The 21,924-nt window shown below is 30.8% G+C and carries 20 protein-coding genes; 14 read left to right on the top strand and 6 right to left on the bottom strand.

Annotated elements, in window-relative coordinates; genetic code table 11:
* The first annotated feature begins 5 nt into the window (after positions 1–5).
* From D6200_RS04970 to D6200_RS04920, 11 genes are all read left to right on the top strand, one after another.
* Positions 6–953: a PorP/SprF family type IX secretion system membrane protein gene (locus tag D6200_RS04970; protein ID WP_073183073.1), complete on the top strand. Its 948-nt coding sequence runs from the start codon at positions 6–8 to the stop codon at positions 951–953.
* A 131-nt stretch (positions 954–1,084) separates the two neighbouring features.
* Positions 1,085–1,921 carry a 23S rRNA pseudouridine(2604) synthase RluF gene (gene rluF / locus D6200_RS04965; protein ID WP_073183071.1) on the top strand — a complete coding sequence of 279 codons (837 nt, stop codon included), beginning with the start codon at positions 1,085–1,087 and terminating at the stop codon, positions 1,919–1,921.
* A 70-nt stretch (positions 1,922–1,991) separates the two neighbouring features.
* Positions 1,992–3,122: a tRNA guanosine(34) transglycosylase Tgt gene (gene tgt, locus D6200_RS04960; RefSeq protein ID WP_047789398.1), complete on the top strand. Its 1,131-nt coding sequence runs from the start codon at positions 1,992–1,994 to the stop codon at positions 3,120–3,122.
* 1 nt (position 3,123) lies between these two features.
* Positions 3,124–4,209, top strand: a complete 1,086-nt coding sequence (locus tag D6200_RS04955) for an LptF/LptG family permease (RefSeq protein ID WP_047789399.1) — start codon at positions 3,124–3,126, stop codon at positions 4,207–4,209.
* Positions 4,196–5,095 carry a DMT family transporter gene (locus D6200_RS04950; RefSeq protein ID WP_073183069.1) on the top strand — a complete coding sequence of 300 codons (900 nt, stop codon included), beginning with the start codon at positions 4,196–4,198 and terminating at the stop codon, positions 5,093–5,095. Before D6200_RS04955 ends, D6200_RS04950 begins: the two co-directional genes overlap by 14 nt.
* Positions 5,096–5,201: 106 nt before the next feature.
* Positions 5,202–6,155 (top strand): acetyl-CoA carboxylase carboxyltransferase subunit alpha, encoded by a 954-nt coding sequence (locus D6200_RS04945; protein ID WP_047789401.1) that lies wholly within the window; start codon positions 5,202–5,204, stop codon positions 6,153–6,155.
* Between the two features lie 122 nt (positions 6,156–6,277).
* Positions 6,278–6,703 carry a hypothetical protein gene (locus D6200_RS04940; protein WP_073183066.1) on the top strand — a complete coding sequence of 142 codons (426 nt, stop codon included), beginning with the start codon at positions 6,278–6,280 and terminating at the stop codon, positions 6,701–6,703.
* Between the two features lie 142 nt (positions 6,704–6,845).
* Positions 6,846–7,928, top strand: a complete 1,083-nt coding sequence (locus D6200_RS04935) for an efflux RND transporter periplasmic adaptor subunit (protein WP_073183064.1) — start codon at positions 6,846–6,848, stop codon at positions 7,926–7,928.
* A 24-nt stretch (positions 7,929–7,952) separates the two neighbouring features.
* Positions 7,953–11,201, top strand: a complete 3,249-nt coding sequence (locus D6200_RS04930) for an efflux RND transporter permease subunit (RefSeq protein WP_073183062.1) — start codon at positions 7,953–7,955, stop codon at positions 11,199–11,201.
* Positions 11,191–12,642 carry a TolC family protein gene (locus tag D6200_RS04925; protein ID WP_047789405.1) on the top strand — a complete coding sequence of 484 codons (1,452 nt, stop codon included), beginning with the start codon at positions 11,191–11,193 and terminating at the stop codon, positions 12,640–12,642. The genes D6200_RS04930 and D6200_RS04925 overlap by 11 nt, the downstream gene beginning before the upstream one ends.
* A gap of 151 nt (positions 12,643–12,793) precedes the next feature.
* The gene (locus D6200_RS04920) at positions 12,794–13,666 is read left to right on the top strand and encodes a cation diffusion facilitator family transporter (RefSeq protein WP_073183060.1); all 873 of its coding nucleotides are present in this window, start codon (positions 12,794–12,796) and stop codon (positions 13,664–13,666) included.
* Positions 13,667–13,716: 50 nt separating this feature from the next.
* On the opposite strand, the gene D6200_RS04915 is transcribed toward D6200_RS04920, so the two are convergent.
* Entirely contained in the window at positions 13,717–14,349 is a 633-nt protein-coding gene (locus tag D6200_RS04915) for a 7-carboxy-7-deazaguanine synthase QueE (RefSeq protein WP_047789407.1), read from the bottom strand.
* 86 nt (positions 14,350–14,435) lie between these two features.
* Here D6200_RS04915 and D6200_RS04910 point away from each other — a divergent pair, with 86 nt between their 5' ends.
* The 3 genes from D6200_RS04910 to D6200_RS04900 all read left to right on the top strand — a co-directional run bounded on the left by D6200_RS04910 (position 14,436) and on the right by D6200_RS04900 (position 17,163).
* Positions 14,436–15,956: a helicase HerA-like domain-containing protein gene (locus tag D6200_RS04910; protein WP_073183058.1), complete on the top strand. Its 1,521-nt coding sequence runs from the start codon at positions 14,436–14,438 to the stop codon at positions 15,954–15,956.
* A gap of 41 nt (positions 15,957–15,997) precedes the next feature.
* Positions 15,998–16,558, top strand: coding sequence for a hypothetical protein (locus D6200_RS04905; RefSeq protein WP_047789409.1), 561 nt, complete (start codon positions 15,998–16,000; stop codon positions 16,556–16,558).
* Between the two features lie 65 nt (positions 16,559–16,623).
* Complete coding sequence (locus tag D6200_RS04900; protein WP_073183056.1) at positions 16,624–17,163, top strand: hypothetical protein; 540 nt, start codon at positions 16,624–16,626, stop codon at positions 17,161–17,163.
* 554 nt (positions 17,164–17,717) lie between these two features.
* Here the strand turns inward: D6200_RS04900 and D6200_RS04895 are convergent.
* From D6200_RS04895 to D6200_RS04875, 5 genes are all read right to left on the bottom strand, one after another.
* The gene (locus tag D6200_RS04895) at positions 17,718–18,686 is read right to left on the bottom strand and encodes a hypothetical protein (protein WP_073183053.1); all 969 of its coding nucleotides are present in this window, start codon (positions 18,684–18,686) and stop codon (positions 17,718–17,720) included.
* A gap of 52 nt (positions 18,687–18,738) precedes the next feature.
* Entirely contained in the window at positions 18,739–19,140 is a 402-nt protein-coding gene (locus D6200_RS04890; RefSeq protein ID WP_073183051.1) for a hypothetical protein, read from the bottom strand.
* Positions 19,141–19,350: 210 nt separating this feature from the next.
* Positions 19,351–19,815 carry a hypothetical protein gene (locus D6200_RS04885; RefSeq protein WP_073183049.1) on the bottom strand — a complete coding sequence of 155 codons (465 nt, stop codon included), beginning with the start codon at positions 19,813–19,815 and terminating at the stop codon, positions 19,351–19,353.
* 100 nt (positions 19,816–19,915) lie between these two features.
* On the bottom strand, positions 19,916–20,287 hold the full coding sequence (locus tag D6200_RS04880; protein WP_047789415.1) for a hypothetical protein: 372 nt from the start codon (positions 20,285–20,287) through the stop codon (positions 19,916–19,918).
* A 44-nt stretch (positions 20,288–20,331) separates the two neighbouring features.
* Positions 20,332–21,792, bottom strand: a complete 1,461-nt coding sequence (locus tag D6200_RS04875) for a potassium/proton antiporter (RefSeq protein WP_073183047.1) — start codon at positions 21,790–21,792, stop codon at positions 20,332–20,334.
* Positions 21,793–21,924: the final 132 nt, after the last annotated feature.

The following is a 21,924-nucleotide window of genomic DNA, read 5'->3' as shown; positions in this document are numbered from 1 at the left end:
AAGAAATGAGAAAAATAGTAATAATTTTAAGTGTAGTATTTAGTAGTGTAAAACTTGCTGCACAAGAAGTAGAATTACCCCAATATGTAAGTCATTTGGCAGACAATCCATTTTTAATTTCCCCAACCTATGCAGGTATAGGAACAGGTTTACAGGTTAGATTAAATGGAGTAAGCCAGTGGATTGGAGTTAAAGACGCACCCGATACACAATCATTAACAGTTGAAGCACGTATCGCAGATACTTTTGGTGGAGGAATCACGTTATTTAATGATAAAAACGGGTATACCACTCAAAAAGGAGCAAAATTGTCATTTGCAAGTCACTTAACATTAAGTGACTTTCATGATAGTTTTCTATCGTTTGCTTTAAGTTATAGCTTTACGCAATTTGGTATTGATACATCAGAAAATAACTCAGGACAAACAGTATCAAACAGAACTTTAAACAATTCAAACTTTGATGTAGGTTTGTTATATCGTTACGAACGATTTAGTATTAGTGCAAACATTATGAACATCTTAAATAAAGAGATAGAGGATTTTCAAACCGGTGAACCAGAAGTACTAAGAAAGTATGTGCTTTTTACATCTTACACCTTTACGAAATTAAGCAGAAACTTTGAGTTAGAGCCATCAATGCTAGTAGAGTATAGAGAAGCCGATAAACGCTCTAGAACAGATATGAATATTAAAGCAAGAAGAGGAATTAGAGATGGATATGTTTGGGCTGGTTTAAGTTATACGTTCTTAAATGACCAGTTTTTTCAACCAAATGCTATTGCACCATTACTTGGTTTAAAGAAAAATAATCTTTACATGTCGTATGGTTTTAGTATCAATATGAATAAAACACAAGATTATAATTACGGAACACACATGATTACACTTGGGTTTGATTATGAAAGAAGACCAAGTTTAGCACGTTGTACACAAAAAATGATCATGTTTTAAAAGATAAAATCTAAAACATACAAGACAGTCTCGAAAGTATGTCATTTCGAGCGAAGTCAGAGAAATCTGATTCTCTTAATTCGTGAAATGACAATATTTAGTACTTTTGAGACTGTCTTTTTTTTGATTACATGGAAAATAATAATAACGATACATCAATAAATCTTAACAAGTACATTAGTAGTACAGGTATTTGTTCACGTCGTGAAGCAGAACGATTTATAACTGAGGGAAGAGTAACGATAAATGGGAAACCTACCCAGTTAGGAAACAGAGTTCATGAAGGAGATGTGGTAAAAATTGATGGAAAACCATTAAAAGCAAAACCCAAAACGATACATATAGCATTAAACAAACCTAAAGGCATTGTTTGTACTACTGATAGTAAAGAACGTAAAAATATCGTGAAATTTGTGGGGCATCCACAACGACTATTTCCTATTGGTCGCTTAGATAAACCTTCAGAAGGATTAATTTTTTTAACCAATGATGGAGATATTGTAAACAAAATATTACGAGCAGGGAATAACCACGAAAAAGAATACATTGTTACGGTTAATAAACCTTTTGATGAGCGCTTTATAAAAAGAATGAGTAATGGAATTCCTATTTTAGGAACTGTAACAAAGAAATGCAAGGTAGAACGTATAAATGATACCACATTTAAAATAATTTTAATACAAGGCTTAAATCGTCAAATAAGACGTATGTGTGAATACTTAGGATATGATGTAAAGAAATTAAAACGCACACGTATTATGAACGTAACTTTAGGAAGTTTAAAAGTAGGAGAGTGGCGTGAATTATCATCTAAAGAAATGGATGAAATTAATAAACTCGTAGCAGGTTCGTCAAAAACATACGAAGAAGCAGAAAAAAAGAATCAAAAAGCCTCTCCTCAAAATAACAAACAATCAAAGAAGAGAGCAGATTTTAAATCCAAGTTTGGAAGAAGAAGAAAAAGTTAAAAATTAGTAATAAGAAACTTTTAACTATCTACTTTTAAACATTCAACTTACATGTGTATCTTTGCCACTTATGCAATTTGACTTAAAAATAACCGATCCAAAAAGTAAAGCACGCGCAGGCGTTATTACTACTGATCATGGAACTATAGAAACTCCAATATTCATGCCTGTAGGTACAGTAGCTACGGTTAAAGGAGTACATCAATCAGAATTAAAAGACGAAATCAATCCTGATATTATTTTAGGAAATACATATCATTTATACTTACGTCCAAAATTAGAAACTTTAGAAGCTGCAGGAGGCTTACATAAGTTCATGAATTGGGATCGTAATATTTTAACTGATAGTGGAGGATATCAAGTATACTCTTTGTCAGGAAGAAGGAAGATAAATGAAGAAGGAGTAAAGTTTAAAAGTCATATTGACGGCTCTACACATTTTTTTACACCAGAAAATGTAATGGAAACACAGCGTACCATTGGAGCAGATATAATTATGGCTTTTGATGAGTGTACGCCATACCCTTGTGATTATAACTATGCAAAACGATCTATGCACATGACTCACCGTTGGTTAGATCGTTGTATAAAACACTTTGAGAACACGCCTCCAAAATATGGATATAGTCAGTCTTTATTTCCAATTGTACAAGGAAGTACATACAAAGATTTACGTAAGCAATCAGCAGAGTATATAGCAAACTCAGGAGCAGAAGGAAATGCGATAGGAGGATTATCAGTAGGAGAACCTGCTGAAGAAATGTATGCAATGACAGAAGTGGTTACTGAAATTTTACCAGAAGACAAACCACGTTATTTAATGGGAGTTGGTACACCAATTAATATTTTAGAAAACATAGCGTTAGGAGTTGATATGTTCGATTGCGTAATGCCAACTCGTAATGCACGTAACGGAATGTTATTTACAGCACACGGTAGCATAAATATTAAAAATAAAAAGTGGGAAAACGATTTTTCTCCAATTGATGAAATGGGCATTACTTGGGTAGATACCATGTATTCTAAAGCCTATTTACGTCACTTATTTGCTGCAAGAGAAATGTTAGGAAAGCAGATAGCTTCTATTCATAACCTAGGGTTTTATTTATGGTTAGTTCGTGAAGCACGTAAACACATAATAGCAGGAGATTTTACTGAATGGAAAGACAAAATGGTAAAACAAATGGATAAACGTTTGTAATTTGAAAATACTAGATTGGTACATATTAAAACGTTACTTAGTAACTTTTCTGTTTACATTACTTATTTTAATACCTATTGCGGTAGCTATTGATATTGCAGAAAAAGTTGATAAGTTTTTACGAGAAGAAAATTTAACATTGTTTGAAATAGTTAACGATTACTATAAAAACTTTATTATTTACTATGCTAATACATTTATGCCATTAGCATTGTTTATAGCAGTTATACTATTTACTTCTAAGCTGGCAAGTAACACAGAAATTGTAGCAATCAATAGCTCACAAGTATCATTCACACGTTTTTTATTTCCATATTTTATAGGAGCAACTATAGTTTGTGCAATAGCACTCTCAATGAACCATTTTTTTGTACCCTCAAGTAGTAAAACACGAAAAGCTTTTGAAAAGAAGTATTTAAAGAAAAAAAAGTATGCAGATAATTCCATCCGAGAGTTTAGCTTACAATTGAATGATAGTACTTATGTATACATTCAAAGTTTTGATTTAAAAAGAAATTCAGGCTATAATTTTTCAATAGATTTATATGACGGTATTAAATTAAAAAAGAAACTTATAGCTGATAATATTAATTGGAAGGAAAAAGATAGTACGTTTAAATTATATAACTGGAAAGAACGAAAAATTTTTAAAGAAAGAGATAGTATCTTTTCGGGGAAAAGTTTAGATACTACATTTACATTTACACCAGAAGATTTTAATTATAAAAATATAATGGCACAAGAAATGAACTCACCAGAGTTGATTAAGTTTATTGAAGTGTCTAGAAAAAGAGGAATAAAAAACTTAAATGCTTATTTAGTAGAACTATATAAGAGAACAAGTTTACCAATTGCGAGCTACATATTAACGTTAATTGCGGTAGGACTAGCACATAGGAAAACTAGAGGAGGCATAGGAGTTAATTTGGCAATAGGTATAAGCGTTATGTTTATTTATGTATTCTTTTTAAAAGTAGCAGAAGTATTAGGAGCTGTAGCAGGAGCAAATGCATTGTTAAATGTTTGGGGACCTAATGTGGTATTTGGTTTATACGCTGTTTATTTATATTTCAATGCAAGGAGATAAATTAAAGAATTACTTACTCTTACATTTAATCGTATTTATTTGGGGGTTTACAGCTATTTTAGGCGCATTAATATCAATTGATGCAGTACCTTTAGTTTGGTTTAGAATGTTGTTAGCAGTAGGTTTTATTGCTTTATATTTTTTAATAAGGAAGAAGTCATTTAAAGTAGAAAAAAAAGCATTAATTAAGTTTGCCATTTCAGGAGTAATTATAGCAGTACACTGGATAACATTTTTCAAAGCAATAAAAGTATCAAATGTATCTGTAGCTTTAGTAATGATGAGTACTGGAGCTTTTTTTGCCTCATTTATAGAACCTTTCTTTTTTAAAAGAAGAATAAAAACAATAGAAATAGTATTAGGCTTGTTAGTAATAATGGGATTGTACATTATTTTTAATTTTGAAAGTCAGTATACACTAGGCATTATTTATGCATTAATTTCAGCATTTCTCTCCGCATTATTTTCAGTACTAAACGGTTTGTTTATAAAAAAACACGAAGCAAATACTATTTCATTTTATCAGTTATTATTTGGAGTTTTAGGAGTAACTATATATTTATTATTTACACAAAAATTTTCAATAGAGTTTTTTCAATTACAAACAAGTGACTGGATATATTTATTCATTTTAAGTAGTATTTGTACAGCCTATGCTTTTATAGCTTCAGTGCAAGTAATGAGGTATTTAACACCTTATACAGTAATGCTCACGATTAATTTAGAACCTATATACGCTATTATTTTAGCATTATTAATATTTGGAGAAAAAGAACAAATGAATCCAGAGTTTTATTACGGGACTTGTATTGTTTTAATAGTAGTATTATTAAATGGAGTACTCAAAAATGTTTCTTCCATAAAAAAGAAAATTATAAAAAAATAATATTTTAAGAAAAGTGATGAAGGTAAACTGTACAATTTTTTAGTATGTTTGCCTTTACAAACAACTAACTAGTAAATTAGAAAATCAAACTATATACAAGAATACAATGGAATATTTAGATTTTGAAATGCCAATAAAAGAGCTAGAAGATCAGTTGGCAAAATGTTTTGATATAGGAAAAGAAAGTGATGTAGACGTTACAGCTACATGTCAGAAGATTGAAAAAAAATTAGAAAAAGCTAAGAAAGATATATATAAGAATTTAACGGCATGGCAACGCGTACAGTTATCTCGTCATCCAAATCGTCCTTATACCTTAGATTATATTAAAGCACTTTGTGGAGATACATTTATGGAATTACACGGTGACCGTAGTGTAAAAGATGATAAAGCTATGATTGGTGGACTAGGTAAGATTGGAGACCAATCTTTTATGTTCATAGGTCAGCAAAAAGGATACAATACCAAAACACGTCAATATCGTAACTTTGGTATGGCAAACCCAGAAGGATACCGTAAAGCATTACGTTTAATGCGCATGGCTGAAAAATTTGGAATACCAGTAGTAACTTTAGTAGATACTCCAGGTGCTTACCCAGGATTAGAAGCTGAAGAACGTGGACAAGGAGAAGCAATTGCTCGTAATATCTTTGAAATGACTCGCTTAAAAACTCCAATTATTACCATAATTATTGGAGAAGGAGCTTCAGGAGGAGCTTTAGGAATAGGAGTAGGAGATAGAGTATATATGTTAGAAAATTCTTGGTATTCAGTTATCTCACCTGAAAACTGTTCTTCTATTTTATGGCGTAGTTGGTCAGAAAAAGAAAAAGCAGCAGAAGCATTAAAATTAACGGCAGAAGATGGTATGAAACTAAAAATAGTTGATGATATCATAAAAGAACCTTTAGGAGGTGCACACTCTGACCGTGAAGGAACTTTTAAAGCTGTTAAAGAGCAAATTATAAAAGCGTACGAAGAACTTAATAAGCTTAAAGATAAAGAGTTGATAGCTCAGCGTATGGAGAAATACGAAAATATGGGAGTTTATAAAGAATAGCTTTATATCCTAAAAAACATACTATTAAAACTCGCCAATCGGCGAGTTTTTTTGTTTTATAAATATTTTACAATACGAATTATTTGTTAAATGAATATATATCTATAATTTTGCCGATTGAAATGAGTAATACATTTAATAAATATCTATTTTTATTAATACTTTTATTAAAAGGATGGTCTACATCATATGCAGACCAAAAGACTTTTGATACAACTACCTCAGTGGCTACTTTTAAATCTGTAAACGTAAAAGAAGAGCCACAATTTATTACTCAACACATCAGTAATTACGTTTTTAGCGAAAAATATCAAGATTCTGAAAGGGAGAGTTATTTCGAAATCAGTGAAATTGAAGACAAAACCCAAGACGAAAATGAAGTAGATGAAAGTTTGTCAAAATTCGGAAGTTACTTATCAGCCATTTTACATGCGCAGTTTTTTGAGTGCCAGTTTTGTGTAGTAAAAGAAAAAGCACAACGCTTTAAAGAGTACACTTATAGTGCTATTTTAAAATTGCATATTAAATTTCAAGTTTTTATAATTTGATACCCTCTTCGGTAAAGTAAACCTAAAGCTTTTATTTAGCTTACTTTATATACCCCACATAAAAATTTAATTAAATTTTTAGAATAACCATTGGTATTCAATGGTTACACACTCACTCTAACTTTACAAATACATACAAAAAATGAAAAAAAACTTCATTTTCATGAGTCTATTTGCGCTATTAATTAACATTAGCTGCGAATCAAAAAAGGAATCTAAACACCCAGAAACAAAGTTCCTTGTAACCAATCCCATTAAAAAAGATACATCAATAACCAAAGATTATGTAAGTCAAATACATGCCATTCAGCACATAGAATTGAGGGCGCTTGAAAAAGGATATTTAAAGAAAGTATTTGTTGATGAAGGACAGCATGTAAAAAAAGGACAAAACATGTTTCAAATATCAGCAAATGTTTATAAGGCAGATTTACAAAAAGCAAAAGCAGAAGCAAAAGCTGCTGAAATTGAATATAAAAACACGGAATTATTAGCAGATGGAAACGTAGTTTCTAAAAACGAATTAGCCTTAGCAAAAGCAAATTACGAAAAAGCAAAAGCTGAAGTAATGCTAGCCCAAACACACCTGGGTTTTACAAGTATTAAGGCTCCGTTTAATGGTATAATGGACCACTTACATGTTAGAAAAGGAAGTTTGTTAGATGAAGGAGAACTCCTAACAACACTATCAGACAACAGTAAAATGTGGGTATATTTTAATGTGCCAGAAACAGAATATCTAGATTATATAATGAGTCAAGATAAAGACAAGAAAAAAGAAGTAACACTTTTAATGGCAAATAACAAACCATTCAATCAAAAAGGAATTGTAGAAACGATTGAGGGAGAGTTTAACAATGAAACAGGAAACATTGCCTTTAGAGCAACTTTCCCAAATCCAGATGGAATTTTAAGACACGGAGAAACAGGAAGTATTTTAATGGAAGTTCCGTACGAAGGAGCTTTAATAATTCCACAAAAAGCCACTTTTGAAGTATTAGATAAAAAATATGTTTTTGTAGTAGATAAAAACAATATAGTAAAACAACGAGAAATTACTGTAGAAGCAGAATTACCACACTTATTTATAGTAGAAAAAGGACTTACAGAAAACGATAAAATATTGTTAGAAGGAATCCGTATGGTAAAAGATCAACAAAAGATACATGTTGAGTTTAAAGAGCCAAATGCTGTAATGTCTAGTTTAGACTTATATGCAGAGTAATCAAAAACTAAAATTCAACAATACATGTTTAGTCAATTTATAAAAAGACCAGTACTAGCAATTGTTATTTCGATAATAGTTGTTTTTACGGGGTTGTTATCAATAAAACAACTCCCAATATCACAGTTTCCACAAATTGCACCAACCACGGTAAACATATTTATAGCATACCCAGGTTCAAGTGCAGATGTATTGGTAAACTCAACACTAATTCCTCTAGAAACAGCCATCAATGGAGTACAAGGAATGCGTTATATCGCTTCTGATGCTACCAGTGCAGGAGAAGGAACCCTACGTGTAATTTTTGAACCCGGTACAGATCCCAACCAAGCAGTAGTAAGGGTAAAAACAAGGGTAGATCAAGTAATGCCTTTATTACCTGAATTAGTACAGCGAGAAGGAGTAATTATTACTCCAGTACAACCAAGTATGTTAATGTATGTGAACCTTTTTAGTAAAGAAAAACATAATGACGAAAAGTTCCTATACAACTATGCGTATACCAAAATGATACCCGAGATTCAACGTATTAACGGTATCGCCAGTGCTAAAATTTTAGGAAGTAGAAAATATGCGATGAGAGTTTGGTTAAAACCAGACCGAATGAGAGCCTATAATATTTCTGCAGAAGAAATTTTAGAAGCGATGGAAGACCAAAGTATTTTGGCAAGACCCGGAAGATTAGGAAGAAGTTCAGGAATCAAATCACAATCACTAGAATACGTACTTACCTATCAAAACAGGTATAACGAACCAGATCAGTATAAAGACATTATTATTCGAGCAAATGAAGAAGGAGAAATTTTAAAGTTAAAAGATGTTGCCGAAGTAAAATTAGGGAGTGAATTCTTCGATATTTACTCAAACTTAGATGGGTATCCATCAGCATCTATTGTTTTAAAACAAACCTTTGGAAGTAATGGTAGTGATGTAATAGCATCGGTAAAAGAAAAACTAAAAGAATTAAAAGAAGATCTACCACCAGGGATTGATTTTAAAATTAGTTATGACGTTTCTAACTTTTTAGATGCCTCAATAGAACAAGTAATACATACACTTAGAGATGCCTTTATTTTAGTGGCAATTGTGGTGTTTCTCTTCTTAGGAGATTTACGATCAACCTTAATTCCAATTATAGCAGTACCAGTATCTTTAATTGGGGCGTTCTTTGTAATGCAACTTTTTGGGCTTTCAATAAACTTAATTACCTTGTTTGCATTAGTATTAGCCATTGGTATTGTGGTAGATGATGCTATTGTAGTGGTAGAAGCAGTCCATTTAAAAATGGAGAAGGAACATCTTACACCTTACCAAGCATCTAAGGCAGCATTAGGAGAAATAGGGGGAGCTATTTTAGCAATTACATTGGTTATGGTCTCTGTATTTGTGCCAATTTCATTTATGACAGGGCCCGTAGGAGTTTTTTACAGACAGTTCTCTATAACAATGGCGGGTTCTATCATTATTTCAGCAGTGGTAGCATTAACATTAACACCAGTATTGTGTGCAATAATGTTGAAGAATAACCACGGAAAAGAAAGAAAAAAATCAATAATAGATAAATTTATTGATTGGTTTAACAAAGGGTTTGAAAAACTTACAGGAAGATATGTAAAAGTGTTAAACAGAATCGTAGCAAGAAGAATGTTAACCTTTGGAGTATTACTAGCTTTCTGTGCAGGAATATTTATTACCAATAAAACATTACCAGCAGGTTTTATTCCTAGTGAAGATCAAGGAATGATCTATGCTATTATTCAAACACCACCAGGTGCTACTTTAGAACGTACAAATGAAGTAGCAAGAAAACTACAACAGATTTGTGAAGAAACCGAAGGAGTAGAATCAGTTTCATCTTTAGCAGGATATGAAATTATGACCGAAGGTAGAGGATCCAATGCAGGTACCTGTTTAATTAACTTAAAACCATGGTCAGAACGTCATCATTCAGTTCACGAAATCATGGAAGAATTAGAAGAAGAAACCAAAGATTTAGGGGCGGTTATAGAATATTTTGAACCACCAGCAGTACCAGGTTTTGGATCTTCAGGAGGATTCTCAATGCGTTTATTAGATAAAACAAACTCAACAGACTACCACGAATTTGAACGTATCAATAACAAATTCATGGAATCGTTATCAAAACGAAAAGAGCTTACAGGTTTATTTACTTTTTATTCTGCAAACTATCCGCAGTACGAATTAAAAATCGACAATAAAAAAGCGATGCAAAAAGGAGTAACCATTGGTAAAGCCATGGAAAACCTAAACATTTTAATAGGTAGTACCTATGAACAAGGTTTTATTCGTTTTGGTAGATTTTTTAAAGTGTATACACAAGCAGCGCCAGAATACAGGAGAATCCCTTCAGATTTAGAAAAACTATATGTTAAAAATGAGGAAGGAAAAATGGTGCCTTATTCAGCGTTCATGAGTTTAGAAAAAAAACTAGGACCTAATGAGATAACACGATACAATTTATATAATTCAGCAGCTATTAGAGGGTTACCAGCATCAGGATACACAAGTGGAGATGCTATTAACGCAATTAAAGAAGTAGCAGCAAAAGAATTACCAAGAGGGTATGATGTTGCTTGGGAAGGACTTACCTATGATGAAGCACAAAGAGGTAATGAATCAGTGTATATTTTCATCATTGTATTAGCTTTTGTATACTTTGTGTTAGCAGCACAATACGAAAGTTTTATACTGCCATTAGCAGTGATTTTCTCACTTCCAGTAGGAGTGTACGGGTCATTCACACTCTTAAAACTAATGGGCCTAGCGAATGATGTATATGCACAAATCGGAATAATAATGCTGGTTGGTTTATTAGGTAAAAATGCAGTGTTAATTGTAGAATTTGCAGTACTAAAACGAAGCCAGGGAGCTACAATTTTTGAAGCAGCTATTGAAGGAGCTAAAGAACGATTCAGGCCAATTTTAATGACTTCATTTGCATTTATAGCAGGATTAATACCGTTAGTTATAGCTCACGGAGCAGGAGCTATTGGAAACAGAACTATTGGTGGGTCAGCTTTAGGAGGAATGTTAATAGGAACCATTTTCGGAGTTTTAATTATACCAGGTCTCTATTACATATTTGCTAAAATGAGTGATGGAAGAAGCTTAATTAAAGACGAAGCTAATGAACCAGTTTCTGAAGAGTTTATAAGAATAAATGAAGTTGAAGGAAGTAAAACAAAAGTTAAAATAACAGAGCTTAAAAAACTTCTAAAGAAAATAATTAAAAGAGAAAACAATGAAAACTAAACGAAGAAGTTCATTTGTAATAAAAAAAGCACACTTTTTAAGTGTGCTTGTCCTCTTAATTTTGTGCTCTTGCGTGCCAAATCAAGTATTAAGAGAGGAGAACAAAGCAGTACCAGAGAATTTTAAGAATCAACCAGCAGACTCATTAAGTACAGCTACTATTAAATGGCGTGACTTTTTTTCAGATTCACATTTAATTTCTCTGATAGATACAGCTTTATCAAACAACCAAGAGTTGAACATAATGTTACAACAAGTAGCTATTTCAAAAAATAACATCAAAGCAAAAAAAGGTGAGTATTTACCGTTTGTAAATATGTATGCAGGAGCTGAATTAGAAAAGGTTGGGAAGTATACTAGAAATGGTGCTGTAGAAGAAAATTTAGATATCCGCGAAGGTGAAAAATTTCCTGAACCATTAACTGATTTTTCAATAGGACTTTCAGCTTCTTGGGAGCTAGACGTATGGAAGAAGTTACGAAATGAGAAGAAAGCAGCAGTATTAGAATACTTAGCTAGTGTTGAAGGAAAAAACTTTATGGTAACTAATTTGGTTTCAGAAATTGCAAATTCATATTACGAATTAGTAGCATTAGATAATGAATTATCTATGGTTTCACAAAACTTAGAGATTCAAAAAAATGCATTGCAAATGGTAAAGCTTCAAAAGCAAGCCGCAAGAACAACAGAATTAGCAGTGCGTAGGTTTGAAGCGAGTGTACTTAAAAACCAAAGTCACCTATACGAACTTCAACAAGAGATTGTAGAAACTGAAAATAAAATTAACTTTTTAGTAGGAAGGTATCCACAACCTATAGAAAGAAACTCAGATAATTTTATAGACAAACCTATTGAAGGAGTAAAAGCAGGAATTCCATCACAACTGTTACAAAACAGACCCGATTTAAGGAGAGCTGAATACGAGTTAGCAGCAGCTAAATTGAATACCAAAATAGCACGAGCTAATTTTTATCCATCAATAGGAATTAAAGCAGGAGTGGGGTTACAAGCATTTAAACCTAAGTTTTTAACATCAACACCAGAATCGTTAGTCTATTCTTTAGCAGGAGATATTGTAGGACCTTTAATCAATAGAAATGCGATAAAAGCAGCTTATAAAACAGCCAATAATAAACAATTACAAGCTGTTTATGAATACGAAAGAGCTATTTTAAATGCGTATTTAGAAGTAGCCAATGAGCTTTCAAAAATTGACAACTTGAAAAATAGTTACGATTTAAAAAAGCAACAAGTAGAAGCGTTAAATGAATCTATAGATCTTTCAGTTCGTTTGTTTAAATCAGCAAGAGCAGAATATACAGAAGTGTTGTTAACACAAAGAGAAGCATTAGAGTCTAAAATTGAAATCATAGAAACGAAAAGAGATCAATTATTAGCAAATGTAAAAGTATATAAAGCCTTAGGAGGAGGCTGGAACTAATTTTTCATTCGTTATTAACTATTAATTGTTGTTAAAGTGGTAGTTTTATAAACTATCCAAGAGACTCGCTAATTGGCGAGTCTTTTTTTTTCAATACTTTTCAAGTACCTTCGTACAACCTCATAAAAAGAGATTGTAATATCATAATTCAATGAGTAAAGAAGAGTTAGCTATAAAAACCACCTATTTTAGTATTCTAAGCAATACTAGTTTAGCAATTATAAAAGGACTAGCAGGTATTTTTGGAAACTCATACGCGTTAATAGCAGATGCAATTGAATCTACTACTGATATTTTTTCTTCTCTTTTAGTGTTGTTAGGGTTGAAATATGCGAAAAGACCTGCAGATAAAAATCACCCATACGGACACGGAAAAATAGAACCTTTAATCACCTTTGTAGTAGTTGCTTTTTTGGTAACTTCGGCTACAATTATTGCCTATGAAAGTATACAGAATATCCAAACTCCACATAAAACTCCTAAACCATGGACGTTACTCGTTTTAGGGGCAATTATTATTTGGAAAGAAATATCCTTTCAAGTGGTTATCAGAAAGAGTAAAGAAACTAATAGTTCTTCTTTAAAAGCAGATGCGTGGCATCATAGAAGTGATGCAATTACTTCTTTAATGGCATTTATAGGGATTTCAATAGCACTTATTTTTAAAGAAGGTTATGAAACTGCTGATGATTGGGCAGCTTTATTGGCTTCGTTCTTTATTTTATACAATAGTTACCTAATTTTTAGACCAGCACTGGGTGAAATAATGGATGAACATGTATATGACGATTTAATAGAAGAAATAAGAGAAAAATCTATGGAAGTAGCAGGTGTTTTAGGAACAGAAAAATGCTTTGTTCGTAAAGCAGGAATGAAATATCATGTAGATTTACATGCCATTGTAGATAGTACTATTACAGTAAAAGAAGGACACGATATTGCTCATAAATTAAAAGACTATTTAAGAGAAAAACTCCCAGACTTGGGGCATGTTTTAATTCATATAGAACCTAATGAATATTAAAAAAGCAACCTTTTTACTGAGCGTAGTCGAAGTATGGTTGCTTTTTTTGTTTATGGTATATTTAAATACTTGTGTGTTTGTAAGGAAATTTTCCATTGAGGATGCTCCATCACATAATCAATAATTTGTGGAGTCATTTTTTCCTTTTTACTCCATTCAGGTTGTAAAAACAACTTACATTTTTTACCAACTTTAGCAGCCTGTTCCTCAGCAAACTGAAAATCATTTTTATTATGAATAATCATTTTCAACTCATCTGCTTCTTGATAAGCACGTTCTAAAGGTAATTTTGTTTTTTTAGGCGATAAACAAAACCAATCCCAAACCCCAGAAAAGTCATACGCTCCAGAAGTTTCAATATGTGTTTTAATACCTTTTTCTTGAAGTTGCCCTGTAATATAGTCTAAACTCCACATTAAAGGCTCTCCACCTGTAATTACCACAGTTTCGGCATATTTCTTTGCATTTTCAACAATAATATCCGTTTTTGTAGGCGGATGTAAATTAGCATCCCAGCTTTCTTTTACATCACACCAATGGCAACCTACATCGCAACCGCCAATACGAATAAAATAAGCAGCAGTACCAGTGTGTGCCCCTTCTCCCTGAATCGTGTAAAACTCTTCCATTAACGGAAGCATTTCTCCTGTATTAATTAACTCTTGTACTTCTTTTTTCAACATAAGGGTGCAAAGATAGGCAACATTAAAATTTAATGAATGATTTTTGTTACTTTTACGTGTTTTTATCACAAAAAAGGTCATAAATAATGAGTAAAACCGAAGAGTTTTTCAATTACATCAAAGAAGGCTATACAACAAAAGGAGAGTTTATTACGCTAGGAGCAGGAATGTTAGGAGAAGAAACTGTAACAAACGCTCATGTAAATATTCCTTTAAAAACATTAAATCGTCACGGATTAATAGCTGGAGCAACAGGAACAGGAAAAACAAAAACCTTGCAAGTGCTGGCAGAAAACATGTCAGAAAAAGGAATACCTGTATTGTTAATGGATGTAAAAGGAGACTTAAGTGGATTAGCACAACCAAGTCCTGGGCATGTTAAGATTGATGAACGCCACGAAAAAATCGGAATACCATTTACTCCAACAAAATTTCCAATAGAAATTTTATCTATTTCAGAACAAAACGGAGTCCGTTTACGTGCTACAGTTTCTGAATTTGGACCTGTTTTATTATCACGTATTTTAGATTTGACGGAGACACAATCTGGAATTGTAGCGATTATTTTTAAATATTGTGATGATAACCAATTACCGTTATTAGACTTAAAAGACTTCAAGAAAATCCTTCAATACATAACCAATGAAGGAAAAGAAGAGATTAAAAAAGAATACGGAAGAATTTCTACCGCAAGTACTGGAGCAATTCTCAGAAAAATTGTTGAAATTGAGCAACAAGGAGGTGATTTATTCTTCGGAGAAAAATCATTTGATGTTGACGATTTAACTCGTATTGATGAAAACGGACGTGGCGTTATTTCTGTATTACGCTTGACAGATATTCAAGATAGACCAAAGTTGTTTTCAACCTTTATGCTACAGTTACTAGCTGAGGTATATGAAACTTTTCCAGAACAAGGAGATAGTGGTCGACCAGAATTGGTGATTTTTATAGATGAAGCCCATTTAGTATTTGATGAAGCTTCAAAAGCGTTATTAAGTCAAATAGAAAGCATCGTAAAATTAATTCGATCTAAAGGAATAGGATTATACTTTGTAACACAAAATCCAAAAGATGTTCCGGAAGACGTATTAGCACAGTTAGGAATGAAGATTCAACATGCCTTACGTGCCTTTACAGCAAAAGATAGAAAAGCAATTAAATTAGCTGCAGAAAACTATCCAGATTCTGAATATTACGATACTAAAGAAGTATTAACACAGTTGGGAATAGGAGAGGCGTTGATTTCTGTATTAAATGAAAAAGGAATTCCAACACCATTGGCACGAACCATGTTACGTGCACCTATGAGTAGAATGGATGTATTAACAGATAAGGAAATTAAACAAGTTTTAGATAATTCAAGATTAATCCCGAAATACAACGATACTATTGATAGGGAGAGTGCTTACGAAATGCTAAACGAGAAGATAGAAAAAGTCAACAAAGAAAAAACTGAAGAAGCACGCAAAGAGGAGGAAGAAAAAACAAGAAGAAAATCTTCAACACGTAGTAGAAGCACACGTATGAACCCAATAGTAAAGGTATTAACCAGTGCTACCTTTATAAGAGCAGCCTTTGGAATTTTGAAAAAAGTAATAAAATAAGAAATACAAGAAATAGACGTTTTAAATATAAAAGAAGACAAATGAGAACATTTATGAAACCTTTAGTTATCGCAGTAATATCAGTACTATTTATCCAGTGTGGTAATAGCAAATTTGATATTGCTAAAGGAAAAGTAGGAAAGTTAACAACGAAAACAACTGTTAACGAAATAGAAAACGTATTTAAGCAAGACTCAGTAGTTAAAGTATTAAGTGAAGGGGCTAAAGGAAATAATCTTTTTCAAGAAGATGATAAGTATTTAGTATATGAAAAAGGAGGAAAGCATTTACTAACAATTACTCCAAAAGAACAATTAGACTCTACGTCAACAATTAAGAGTATTGAGATTTTTGATGATCGTTTTAAAACAAAATCAGGAGTAAATATAAAATCTACTTTTCAAGAAATTAATGCAAATACTAAGGTAAGTAAAGTAGAGTCATCATTTTCATCAGCAACCTTATTTATTGATGATTTAAACGCAACAATAACGATTGATAATGAAGATTTAGGTTTAAAAGAATTTAGTACTCAAAAAGTAACCAAAGAACAAATTCCAGATTTAGCCAAAATTAAATCATTTACTATTTGGTTTAACTAAAATATTTGAAGCCGAAACATATGTTTCGGCTTTTTAATTAATAACAGCTATGTAATTTTTAAAAGATGGAAGTAATAAAAATAGCATTTTTTGTATTGGGAGTTTTCTTTGGAGAAAACAGTAGGATAGGAGCGGAGAAAACAACCGTTACCATAAACCCAAATAAGCAAACAATAACCATAGTTCAAGAAAACATATTTGCACTTATAGCGAATGAAGCAGATAGTATGCAAGTTAGTACAGAGCTAGAAAAGGTGATAGCAAGAAATTGGAGAAAAGAAATAGAAACCTATCCATCAAAATCATGTACTTTTTATATTACTGATAAAGGGGATTTAAACGCAAAAATTATACTGAAGTATCCTTCTGAAAATGTATTAAGAGATTTTGCTTTAGATTTTAATAAAGAAGCTAAAGAATTCTCTTTAATAAATATTCCTGATTGGAATGTTGAAACAGAAGATGGAGCATTAAAAGGAAATTATTGGCGATTTAGTGCAGACGACAGCTTTACTTTTGTTGTTACTCCTTTTAAAAACATGCCAGATAGGTTTAAAGAATTTAAAAGGAATCTTGCGCCAATTTGGGAAGCTGAAAAAGAGTAAATGAAACATTGCATAATTACAAAGCTACAGTATTTTTTTTATTACTTCTCCTCTCCTTACTTTGGAGATGGACAATTCAATTTTTAATAAGTAATCAATCATAGTTTTATAGCTAACACTAATAACTTTAGAGTTTATAAAAAAATATTTATAGAAAAAACCTTTTAATTTTCAAGAGAATAAATGTTGAGTGTTCTGTTTTTTAAATAGCTGACTTAACTTTAATAGAGTCACCGATAGAAAATCATTTTTACTAACTTCTACAGGGGTACTTTAAGTAAATGTTGAAGTTGTGATTAATTAAAAAGAAAGGAATAGGGTTTTATATTTCATATAACTCATTTAATGGTTAATATACAATAATATTGATATAAAGAGGCTTTTACTCAATAGTTATTATTTCCATCTTTATAAAAAATACGAGTCTTACTAAATAGATTATATTAAGTTAGTATAACTTTAAGTTTTTTGTTAATGGGTAATAGTTAATCGTTTCCATGTGATTAGTAATGATCAATCTAGGAGAATTTAAAAATTTCAGAAGAACTGTTTAATTAATTGTGTTTTTTAATACCAAGCACTAGTGGTTTCGAGTCTTTGTCTAACAAAAATAAAGAAAGGTTTATAAATGAAAATGCTATATTAATAAGCGAGAAAAAAGTTTGATATGTATTTATGTAATTTAAATTATCAACTTTATATGTTATTACAATTAAAGAGGCTAAACTTATAATATAAACTATAAAACATAAAAAATAGTTCAAGAAAGAAAAAGTAGTGTTTTTTAATCTCATGTAAACCAGTTTTAAATACCACATAATAATTAAAAGACTAGTAAAACCAAGAATAATTGATTGCCAAAACATGTTTCGATTAAGGAAATTAAGAGTATTGTTATTACTAGCGATACCAAAAAGAGTAATAAAAAGTATAGACAAGACAAAAATGATAATAAGTAAAAAACCTAATTGATTAATAAATTGAAAGATGGTTAATTTTCCTTTATTGTAAACATCTTTTACATAGTGTTTTGTCCCTTTTAGAATCGAAAGAATGAATATGGAACTTACTCCTAAAAGTATATAAATCCCCATATTAAATAGATGATAATTTTTTACTTCATTATTTATTTCTACTCCTAATAAATTAGAAAGCGTTCCTGTGCTAGTAGTTGTTTTTAAGAAAGTAACATCAAAAAAAAGAAAGATGAATATTCCGGTTAGTACACCTACCCATACTTTAGAATTAAGGTCTTTAACTCTTTTAATTGCTAGAATAATAGAACTGTAAAAAAGTATAAAGTTAATAGGCAAATAAGGGATAGTAAATGGCTGTATAATTTGATATGTAGCTAATTTTTGAACTCCTTTATGGCTTATAAATGCTGTGATACTAATATTTGTGATAAAATTAATAACTAGAGAGAAGGCTAAAATGAATAAAATTATTATTCCAAATAAAAATTCTTTTTTATTAATCGTTTCTCTTGGGTCAAAGAGTAGTTTTATTATTTTGTAGTTCATAGCTTTTTATAGGTGTATTAATTAAACAAGTTGTGGTTTGTTAAAGTAAAAATTAAATGTTTTGTGTATTAACTAGGTTGTTTTCATGCTTCTCATTTAATTCTAAGTAATTATCTTTTCCAAAAGAAATATAGTATAAAGGATATAGAATAATAATTCCTGCAAGAATTAAAAAAATGAGACTTTTTGAAAACATAAATAAAGCAACAAGTAACATCATAATTGTTCTTATAATTCCCTCGTATTTAAAACTGTTAAGAGTTAAGGTGATGGTTTTATCATCGGTAACATTTATATTTATTTTTTGACTACCACACCAAGACGCTTTGGCATAGATTTCATACCTGCCGTTTTCTACTACATATTCTTTGTTTTCTTTTTTTATTAAACCTAGTTCTTTTTCATTAGCATAAATTTTAGCACCAACAGTGCTTTCAATTTTAATTTTTCCCATATTCACTTATTTAATGTTGTTTGTATAATAGAAAGAACGAAGAAACTTTTTTGGTAATCACTTTATTCTTTTTGTATTTACATAGCAGTTAATTTATAACTATAATTTTTGTCGAAAATATTCATAAAAAAAATGTTAGGCAAGTATAAAAAGAGTTTAATAAAAATCTAAGCCTTAAGTAATTCTAAGGCTTAGATTAGATATTAAAACTTATTGTTTTTTTAAACTACTATTAATTAGAAGAGCCCATTTATTTGCCACTAGTAATTCGTTGCTAATTAACAGGTCTTTTTTTTCATCATAAATAATAATTGAAGTAGTTTCATTATCTTTTATAAAATTCAGCTTTATTAATTCAATTGTTCTATCGTTTATGCTTCGTGTTTTTTTAATAACAATACATTCTTCAATTGTTTGTAGATTTATGACTTCTTTTTGTGTGTTTTCTTCAGATTGTTTAAAATAGAAAAGATAGTTTTTAGATTTGTCAATTCCTAAAACAAAATCATTACAAAATTCATATCCTTCTATATTACAGTTATATTCTAGAGAAATATTATTTAGTATTTGAAGTTTTTTCTTCTTTTTTGTTAATTGTTTTTTACGTACAAGTATAAAAGGAACTATACATATAACTAATAGTATAGCACCAATGATTATGGTTCCTAAATCCATTTATTTTTAATTAAATTGGGTTTTACTCTTAATTAATTATTAGTTAAGAGTATATTTTTTATGATAAAATTGATTAGTTGAATATTAAAGTTCAAAAAAATCACCAATGGTAATGAAAAGGAAATATTAAATCAGATTTTCTATAGTTTACTATAGTATTTCTTGATAAAGAAATGTATTGAATATATTTTCTGTTGAAAAATAATTCAACAGATTTAAAATTGATGCCTGCTTCTGAGAATGTGTTTTTTACATTAGTAGAAGGAAGGTTGTTAAAGTGATTGGTAAGATTTTCTGATTCTGTAGTGTGCTGTAATCCCTTAGAAGAAAGCTTTTGTTTATATTCTTTAAGAGCAGAATTAGGTTTGCGTAACTTATTAGAAAAAGATTGCTCTTCTTGAGTATACCCAATAGCGGTAAAATATACCGTTGTAATAAAAAGTAGACTTAGAAATTTCAAAACCTTATTCATACTGCAAAGTTACTTTATTAAATAATACCAAAACTCATAAAAAGTTAATTTTTAAGACTTTCATTAACTTCTTTAAAAACACTTTTTTTATCAGCAAGAACAATTAAAATATCAGCATTATTTATTGTAGTTGAACCATTAGGAGTAATATAGTTACCATCTCTTTTTATCATGGCTATAATAGCGTTTTTAGGAAAGTTTAATTCAACAATTTTTTTATTTGCCGATTTGCATGATTCTGTAATTATAATTTCTTGCATTAAAGCTTTTGGATTTTCTTCTAACAACATATCTGTGGCACTTAATTTTTTTGTTTCTTCAGGTAAAGCAACGTTTAACCATTTTGCAACAATACTAAGTGTTGTACCTTGTATTATAATAGAAGTAACTGATATAAAAAATACGATATTAAAAATAATATTAGCTTTATCTATACCAGCTAAAAGAGGGTAGGTAGCAAATACTATAGGAACGGCCCCACGTAGGCCAACCCATGAAATATAAAAACGCCTCCTTAATTTCATTTTAAAAAAAAGTAAACTAATAAAAACTCCTACAGGTCGAGCAATAAAAATTAAGAAGAGTGAAATAATAAGTCCAATACCAATATAAGGAACAATTTGTGAAGGAAAAACAAGTAGTCCTAAGGTTAAGAACAGTACTATTTGCATTAACCAAGCTAATCCATCAAACATTTTTAAAATAGTTTTTTTATGAATTAAGTTTTGATTTCCTAAATAAACAGCACAAATATAAATAGCTAAAAAGCCATTACCACTTATAAAATCAGTGAAAGAAAAAGTAATAAACATAAGTGCAATAACCAAAACAGGATACAACCCTTCAAAATCAAGTTTTATTGAGTTTATTATTTTTTTGCTAAGCATACCAAACAAAAAACCAGCAATAGCACCAAATATCATTTGCTGTAAAAATAAAGGTATTATAGAGGTTAAGCTTTGATCTTGATGAATAACTAGTGTTAAAAAAGCTATAGTTAATACGTAAGCCATGGGGTCGTTACTACCACTTTCTAGCTCCAAAGTAGGGCGCAAGTTTTCTCTTAATGCTAAGTTTTTAGAGCGTAAAATAGAGAATACAGCTGCAGCATCGGTAGAAGAAACAATAGCTCCTAATAGTAAGCTTTCATATATCGTAAAGTTGGTAACATTCCAAACAAATAGTCCTAAGGAAACAGCGGTAAGCAATACTCCTAAAGTAGAAAGTGCTAACCCTTCTTTAAGTATAGGTTTAACAGCTTTCCAATTTGTATCTAAACCACCAGAAAATAGAATAAAATTTAAAGAAACAATTCCTATAAATTGTGCGGCTTTTGGGTCGTCAAAAATAATACCTCCAATACCATCAGAGCCTGCAAGCATTCCGATACTTAAAAAAAGGAGTAGAGTAGGAACTCCAAATTTATAAGATGTTTTTCCTACAATAATACTTATTAAAAGCAATAAAGACCCTATTAATAAAATGTTCTCAATGGTTAAATTCATACAAGGAATGTTTTAAACAAAGATATAGGTTTTAGTATTTTAATAAGTGAGATTCATGCAAAGAAAAAGCCAAAGCTGTACAGCTTTGGCTTAACTAATAAAACCAAGTATTAGTGTCATCGGAGTTAGCTA

Origin of the sequence: Tenacibaculum mesophilum (genome assembly GCF_003867075.1) — a bacterium.
GTDB lineage: Bacteria > Bacteroidota > Bacteroidia > Flavobacteriales > Flavobacteriaceae > Polaribacter > Polaribacter mesophilus.
This window is presented reverse-complemented; position numbering and strand designations above follow the sequence as displayed.